The organism is Sphingomonas sp. CCH9-E2 (genome assembly GCF_001557215.1).
GTDB lineage: Bacteria > Pseudomonadota > Alphaproteobacteria > Sphingomonadales > Sphingomonadaceae > Sphingomonas.
In genome coordinates this window covers 1-7,332 of the sequence record NZ_LSJM01000273.1, presented here as the reverse complement: position 1 = coordinate 7,332, position 7,332 = coordinate 1, and the positions used below count along the sequence as shown (strand labels likewise).

Here is a 7,332-nt window from a genome sequence, read left to right as displayed (position 1 = left end):
ACCCGGATTTGGTCATGGTGCCCGCCCCGCTTCTATGTCACGCGACCGTCAGCGTTTTCGCGTCGGAATTGATCGACGGGAAGGGCATGTAGGAGACGCGCAGCCGCTGGAGGAATTCCAGCTTGTGCTCTCCCGGTGCAAGCCCGCCGCTGCGCGCAACGGTGATCGTCGCCGACGCACCGAACGGCCAGCGCCGGTCGAACACGGTTTCCATTTCGTCGAGGCTGAGCGGTCCATTCCCCTCATCGAAGCGGATCGCTTCGCGCGGAATCGCCTCACCGTCGACGGTCACGTCCAGCGCTTCCACCATCGACAGGCCAAGGCCGCGATAATAGCCGAGCTTCGCCTCGAACGCGAAGCCGCTCGGCGCGTCAGCCGGGCCGACATTGCGCAGACTGCCGTCCACGATCAGATATTTGTCGAACATCAGCGGGCTCCCTCGGCTTGTGCAATCAGGCGTTCAAACATGCGGTGCTGCCGCCGCACCTGCTCGCGGCTGTCGACCGCCTGGACGTCCTGGATCCAGCGGTTTCCTTCATATTCGCTCGAGAGGTAGCCGTCCCACCCGCCGGCGATCAGTTCCGGGATCACCTCATCATAGGCGTGGGTCGGGTCGCGGTCATCCTCCGTCATCTCGTAGAACTTGGCCTGGATGTGCCGGAAATAGGGGATGTAGTCGCGGATCCGCTTCGGATTGGCGAACGGCTGGTGGCGCAGAATCTCGGCCATCCGCACTTCAGCCGGATTGCCCTTCATCTTCACGGCCACTTCGTAGATCGTATACTCGGCCATGATCTTCTGCTCGTGCTGGTCGACGATGAACTGCGCGACCTCCGGGCGGGCGCCCTGGCGAATGAAGCGGTCGCGATAGACCGGCGGGTAGTGCTTCATGAAAATGCCCATGTCGGGAAGCAGCCCGAGATGCTTGGTGCCAAGTCGGTCGGCAACCTCGACGGTGCGCAGGATCCAGGCATGTTCCATGTGCCACGGCGCGTGCACCTCCACGCCCATGTGCACGTCGAGCTCTTCTGCATAAGGCACGCACCGCTCGAGAATGTCGGGACGGACAAACACCAGCACGCGCATGTTGCGGATGCCGAGCCGGTTGCACAGCACAAGGTCGCGACGGATCGAAGCGACTTGCTCGTCATCGGTCATCAACCGGTCCTTGCGGGCCTTGGTATCGAGGAACATGTCGTAGCAGGTGAGCTCGGTTCCATGCTTGGCCATCAGTTCCTTCCACCAAGCAACCTGGCGGTCGTCGATGTTCGGGAAGGTCGGCATATTCTGTTCGGGGAGGATCTCGATCCCCTTGGCGCCGATCGACGCTGCGAACGCGACGCAGTCCTCAATGGTCATCTGTCCCAGGAACATCTCTTCCTGGAAACTGTACAGGCTGACGCCCCGTTTCACTCTGGCAGCCATCTCATCTCACTCCGCTGAAATATTATCGTTCAAGGTCGGCTTGGCGAACCAAAGCCGCAGTTCGCGCCCGTCCGCGTGGCCGGAATTGTCGCTCTGCACGTCCCGTCGCCGCGCTGCGCAGCGGTCCAAGCGGGCGCAGGTACCGCGCGCGTGCTCAATCGTCATGATGCAATGATCTGCCTCTCCTGTTCGGCGCGCCACGAAAATGGGGCATTTTCGACGCGGCAAACCGTCGGCAGGCGCGTGTAGAGCAAAACTAGTATCGCCATTCTGATTCTGTCAAATTTCGTTTTGCGCGATTGATCGGCGCATCTGGCGATCAGACTCCACGCTGCACCCGGCCGCGTGGAATTCGAAGGTCGGGACCCCAACATCCGGAATTGAACTGATTACTCTGATATATTACTGAACAGGCCATTCGATATGGGGAGAGGCCGAAAATGTGGAACTTGACGGCCTATTGGCGCGCACTTCCATTGAAGCCGCAGGGGATCGTCGTCGTCCTTGCCGGCTTCCTACCGATGCTCGCCATCGTCGCGATGGGCCCGGCCGTGCCGACGCTCATCGCGCATTTTGCGAACGACCCTGACGCCCGGGCGCAGGTGCCGGCGCTGATCGGTGCACCGGGATTGACCATGGCGATCCTGGCACCCTTCAGCGGGGTGCTGGTCGACAAGTTCGGGCGCAGGCAGTTGCTGCTGGTGGCGACCGCCTTCTACGCCGTGTTCGGCACGGTGCCGCTGTTCCTCGAAACCCTGGACCAGATTTACATATCCCGCCTGCTGCTCGGCATTTCCGAGGCCGTGATCCTGACCGTCGTCAACACCCTGATCGCGGACTATTGGGACGACAAGGGCCGCAAGAACTGGCTGTTCCTTCAAAGCCTGGTCGGCCCCGTGTTCGGCGGGCTCGTCGGGCTGAGCGTTGGCGAGGCGAGCAAGCTGCAGTGGAACGCGGTCTTCTTCGTCTACCTGGCCGCCATCCCGATCTGGGCAGCCATGATGATCTGGCTGTTCGAACCGAAGAAGGCCGAGAGTGGCGAAGCGTCCGCCGAGCAAGCGGTTCCCAAGACTGCCTTTCCCTGGCGGAGTGCGGTCCTCACGGCCCTCGTCACATTCTTCGCGGCGATGCTCTATTACGTGTTCATCATCAACGGTGCCCTTGCCTTCGCCGAGGTCGGCGTGACGCAGCCCGATCGCTATGCACAGCTGATCGTCGTACCGACGCTGTTCTTTCTGGCCGGCGCGATCCTGTTCCGAATCCTCGCCAACCGCAGCTACGCGCTGCAGCTCGGGGTCTTCCTCGCATTGTTGGGGGCAGGGCTTGCGGCGATCGGTCTGGCCGAAACGCCGGGTGCAATGGCAGCGGGCGTCACCGTCCAGCAGATGGCGGCGGGCATGGCGGTACCGACATTGCTGGCCTGGACGCATTCGAAGTTCGACTTCGCGCATCGCGGCCGGGCGATGGGCATCTGGACCGCCGCCTTCTTCCTGGCACAGTCACAGTCGCCCCGGCTGGTGCATGTTCTCGATCAATCCACCGGATCGATGCAGGGCGCGTTCCTGACTGCTGGGCTCGTCGGGATCGTGGCCGGCGCAGTGGGGGTTGTGATCGCGCTGACCTCACGCCAGTCCCGCCAGGCAACGGCTTAGGCATCAAGGCGGGCTGGCCTAACGCCCGCCGCTGCGCGGTTGCCCTGCCATCACGTGTCCAGCATTGCGCTGATCTGCGCCTGGGCGATCGCGCGCGCCTCGTCTGCGCCGAGGACTTCGGGCGACAGACAGAGTTCAAGCCAGAGGCCGTCGACCAGCGCAGCGATCGCAATCGCCGCGCGCCGGCGCGCGGGCGAGGGTAGCCCGCACGCCGCGAGCAAGGCCTCGAGCTCTTGGCGATAGCGCGCATATTGCGCATCATGGAGCGCAGCAATGTCGCTGCGCGCGATCACCAGTCCCCAGAAGGCGGTCCAGGTCGCGAGCAGCGCGCGATCCGCGATCGGCGCCGCAAAGCTCGCCGTGACATAGGCCGTCAGCCTTGCCCGCGGGTCGCTTCCCGCCGCGGCGACCGCCGCATCGAGCGCCGTGCCGACCTGGTCACCGACATGGGCATAGGTCGCGGCAATCAGCGCATCGATCCCGCCGAAATGATGCGCGACCAGCCCCGGCGAGACCTCCGCCTCTAGCGCGATGGCGCGCACCGATGCGCCGCTCGGCCCGTCACGTGCGAGCACGCGCGCCGTGGCCGCGATCAGCGACTGGCGTCGCGCATCGGGCTCGACCCGGGTGAAGCCTGGCTTGCTCATCGCTGAAGCTTATTATACGATCGTATAACAAGCAAATCGCGGAGCCGTCATGGCCACCTCAATCGCCTCGCCCGAGCCGGGCCATGATCCCGATGCCGACTGGTCGCTGCCCGGCTGGATCTATACCGACCCCGAATTTCTCGAGGTCGAGACCGCGCGCATCCTGCGCCCGTCGTGGCAGATCGTGTGCCATGAGAGCGACCTTGCCGAACCGGGCGAGTGGCGAACCCTGACCTATCTGGGGGAGAATGTCGTCGTGGTGCGCGGGCGCGATGGGGCGATCCGCGCCTTTCACAATGTCTGCCGCCACCGCGCGATGCGGATCGTCGAGGGTCATGCCGGTTGCGCGAAGAAGCTGGTCTGCCCTTATCATGCCTGGGCCTATGAGCTGGACGGGCAGCTGTCGGGCGTGCCGATGCGCAACGACTATCCCGCGCTGGACATGGCGGCGAGCGGTCTGGTTCCGGTCGACCTCGCCACCTGGCGCGGGTTCGTCTTCGTCCGGCTCGAGGATGATGGCGGCCCGTCGCCCGCGCAGATGATGGCGCCCTATGATCATGAGGTTGCGCCCTATCGGTTCGAGGAGATGCGCCGGATCAGCGACGTTCGGATCCGCGACCGCGGGGTCAACTGGAAGAATGTCGGGGACAATTATTCGGACAATCTGCACATCCCGGTCGCGCATGACGGGCTGACGCGGCTGTTCGGGAAGTCCTATGCGATTGAAGCGGCGGGGTGGGTCGACAAGATGTCGGGCCAGCTGGTCGACCGCGTCTCGGACAATCCGTGGGAGGCCTTTTACCAACGCCACCTCCCGCGCGTCGATCACCTGCCCGAGGCGAACCAGCGGCTGTGGCTCTATTACAAGCTGTGGCCGAACATGGCGTTCGACATCTATGCCGACCAGATCGACTTCATGCAGTGGCTGCCGGTCTCGCCGACCAGCTGCGTGCTACGCGAAATGGCGTTCGCGCTTCCCGATGATCGTCGGGAGATGAAGCTGACCCGCTATGCCAATTGGCGGATCAACCGCGTCGTCAATGCCGAGGACACTTGGCTGATCGAGCGCGTGCAACAGGGCATGGCGTCGAGCAGCTACACCGCCGGGCCGATCGGCGCGAGCGAGGTCTGCCTGCGCAGCTTCGCGGCAAAGATTCGCGCGATCATCCCGGAGGCACGGCTGCAGCGCGCCCCAGCGCCGGGCTGGTCGCGCCGTCCGCACAGCGTCTGACCGGGGGAAGCCATGAAGAAATACGACGCGATCGTTATCGGCGGCGGGCATAACGGGCTGGTCTGCGCCTTCTATCTCGCGCGCGCGGGCCTGAAGGTGCGCGTGCTCGAGCGGCGCCACATTGTCGGCGGCGCGGCAGTGACCGAGGAGTTCCACCCCGGCTTCCGCAACTCGACCGCGAGCTACACCGTCAGCCTGTTGCGGCCCAAGGTGATCCGGGACATGCGCCTCCACGAGCGCGGCTGGCGGATCGTGGAGCGGACGATCAGCAACTTTTTCCCGCACGAGGGCGGCTATCTGAAGCTGGGCGGGGGCACCGCGCGGACCCAGGCCGAATTCGCACGCTTTTCGCAAAAGGATGCCGAGACCTTCCCGCACTACGAGGAAGCGCTCGAGCGTGTTGCCGAAGTGCTGCGCGACCTGTCGCTCAAGACGCCGCCCAATGCCGGCGGCGGACTGCGCGCGCTGCTCGCCGCCGCGGCGCAGGGCAAGCGGCTCGCGGGGATGGACGTCGAGGCGCAGCGCGACGTGATGGACCTGTTCGTCAAGTCGGCGCGCGATTTTCTGACCCGCTGGTACGAGAACCCGTACATCCAGGCCGCCTTCGGCTTCGACGCCGTGGTCGGCAACTATGCCAGCCCCGACACGCCCGGATCGGCTTATGTCCTGCTCCACCATGTGTTCGGCGAGGTGAACGGCAAGAAGGGCATGTGGGGCCACAGCGTCGGCGGGATGGGCGCGATCACGCGCTACATGGCCGAAGCGGCCGAGGAAGCGGGGGTCGAGATCAGCGTCGAGACGCCGGTCGCGAAGCTGCTGGTGGAGCCTGCCGCGGCGGAGGCCGGGGGCGGCAAGGTCGCGGGGGTGCGGCTGGAAAGCGGCGAGGAGATCGCCGCTCCGATCGTCGCATCGAACGCCGGCCCCGCTTTGCTCTATCGCCAGCTGGTCGATCGCAGCGACCTGCCTGCGCAATTCGCGCGGCGGATGGACGGGTACAAGACCGGGTCGGGCACGTTCCGGATGAACGTCGCGCTCAGCGAGCTGCCCGATTTCACGGTGCTGCCGGGCAAGGAAAAGGCCGAGCATCACACCGCCGGCATCATCATCTCGCCGACGCTCGACTATATGGACAAGGCGTTCACCGATGCGAAGGCCAAGGGTTGGTCCGACGAACCGATCGTCGAGATGAAGCTGCCGACCAGTGTCGATGACAGCCTCGCCCCGCCGGGGATGCACATCGCCTCGCTCTTCTGCCAGCAATTCGCGCCGGTGCTGCCCGATGGGCGCAGCTGGGCCGATGAACGCGAAGCGGCGGCCGAGGTCATCATCGACACGGTGACGAAGCACGCGCCCAACTTTCGCAAGTCGATCATCGGCATGCAGATCCACTCGCCCGCCGATCTCGAAGCGAAATTCGGGCTGATCGGCGGCGACATCATGCACGGGCACATGTCGCTCGATCAGCTATGGGCGTCGCGGCCAATGCTGGGGCATGGCGATTATCGCGGGCCGATCAAGGGGCTCTATATGTGCGGTGCGGGCACGCATCCCGGCGGCGGTGTGACCGGCGCACCGGGGCATAATGCCGCGCATGAGATCCTGCGCGACCGCTCGTTCGTGCGGCGGATGCTGCCTGTTTAGCGGGTTCGCCGCACCCACATGAACACGGGCAGCCCGAGCGCGAGCAGGCCGAGGCCCCACAGGTTGGCGCGAAGGCCCAGGCCATAGATCATCCACAGCACGAACAGCGCCGAGACGATCGCCGCCAGCACCGCCGCGCGGTCGCCGGCCAGCAGCTTCAACGCGGCGAGTGCGCTGACGAAATAGGCGAGCATCCCGGCGGCGAGACTGATCGTCGCGATGTCGGCGAATAGCGTGCCGGTGCTTCCGGTATAGTTGAGCGCCATCACGATCGTCACCAGCGCGCCCGACACCAGATGCGCGCGGGTCGGCGTGCCCCGGCTGCCGTCCTTGCCGAACCAGGCGGGGAAGACCCCGCCGCGCGCCATCGCCCGGGGCACCTCGCCCTGCAGCAGGATGAAGCCGTTGAGCGCGCCCAGCGCGCTGATTGCGGCAAAGATGGCCGCGATCTCCAGCGCGCCGCTGCCCCAGGCGCGGCCGAGAAAGGCGGCGAGCGGGGCGGGCGAGGCGGCGGTCAGCGCCGCCGGCATCATCAACCCGATCGCGCCGGCGACGAGCAGATAGACGAGCCCGGTAAGCGCCGTGCCGAGCAACGTCGCCAGCGGCACGATCCGCGCAGCGTCCTTGACCCGATCGGCGGGAACAGTGGCGGACTCGACACCCAGAAACCCCCAGAAGGTCAGCGCGACCGCGGCGGAGATCGCCCCCGCGCTGATCGGCACCGGCGGGTTGGCCG

Annotated in this window: 7 protein-coding genes; 3 read left to right on the top strand and 4 right to left on the bottom strand. The window is 65.5% G+C overall.

The features are described 5' to 3' along the window. Positions 1-37 precede the first annotated feature (37 nt). The gene (locus AX681_RS12615; protein ID WP_066656878.1) at positions 38-427 is read right to left on the bottom strand and encodes a C-glycoside deglycosidase beta subunit domain-containing protein; all 390 of its coding nucleotides are present in this window, start codon (positions 425-427) and stop codon (positions 38-40) included. Then, a complete protein-coding gene (locus AX681_RS12610) occupies positions 427-1,413 on the bottom strand; it encodes a sugar phosphate isomerase/epimerase family protein (protein WP_231733657.1) in 987 nt (328 codons plus the stop codon). The genes AX681_RS12615 and AX681_RS12610 overlap by 1 nt, the downstream gene beginning before the upstream one ends. 452 nt (positions 1,414-1,865) lie before the next feature. Here AX681_RS12610 and AX681_RS12605 point away from each other — a divergent pair, with 452 nt between their 5' ends. Further along, positions 1,866-3,077 (top strand): MFS transporter, encoded by a 1,212-nt coding sequence (locus AX681_RS12605; protein WP_066656875.1) that lies wholly within the window; start codon positions 1,866-1,868, stop codon positions 3,075-3,077. Positions 3,078-3,127: 50 nt separating this feature from the next. Here AX681_RS12605 and betI read toward each other — a convergent pair whose 3' ends face one another. Further along, a complete protein-coding gene (gene betI / locus AX681_RS12600; RefSeq protein WP_066656874.1) occupies positions 3,128-3,724 on the bottom strand; it encodes a transcriptional regulator BetI in 597 nt (198 codons plus the stop codon). Between the two features lie 49 nt (positions 3,725-3,773). Here betI and AX681_RS12595 point away from each other — a divergent pair, with 49 nt between their 5' ends. Both AX681_RS12595 and AX681_RS12590 read left to right on the top strand, forming a co-directional pair. Then, entirely contained in the window at positions 3,774-4,955 is a 1,182-nt protein-coding gene (locus AX681_RS12595; RefSeq protein ID WP_066656872.1) for an aromatic ring-hydroxylating oxygenase subunit alpha, read from the top strand. Positions 4,956-4,967: 12 nt separating this feature from the next. Continuing rightward, positions 4,968-6,596: a phytoene desaturase family protein gene (locus AX681_RS12590; RefSeq protein WP_066656869.1), complete on the top strand. Its 1,629-nt coding sequence runs from the start codon at positions 4,968-4,970 to the stop codon at positions 6,594-6,596. Here AX681_RS12590 and AX681_RS12585 read toward each other — a convergent pair. Continuing rightward, a partial coding sequence (locus AX681_RS12585; protein ID WP_156456093.1) for an amino acid permease occupies positions 6,593-7,332 on the bottom strand: 740 nt, incomplete at its 5' end. The two genes, AX681_RS12590 and AX681_RS12585, sit on opposite strands and share 4 nt — an antisense overlap.

Coding starts and splice junctions, on each gene's coding strand:
- AX681_RS12615 (WP_066656878.1), bottom strand. CDS start 427: ATGTTCGACAAATATCTGATCGTGGACGGCAGTCTGCGCAATGTCGGC.
- AX681_RS12605 (WP_066656875.1), top strand. CDS start 1,866: ATGTGGAACTTGACGGCCTATTGGCGCGCACTTCCATTGAAGCCGCAG.
- betI (WP_066656874.1), bottom strand. CDS start 3,724: ATGAGCAAGCCAGGCTTCACCCGGGTCGAGCCCGATGCGCGACGCCAG.
- AX681_RS12595 (WP_066656872.1), top strand. CDS start 3,774: ATGGCCACCTCAATCGCCTCGCCCGAGCCGGGCCATGATCCCGATGCC.
- AX681_RS12590 (WP_066656869.1), top strand. CDS start 4,968: ATGAAGAAATACGACGCGATCGTTATCGGCGGCGGGCATAACGGGCTG.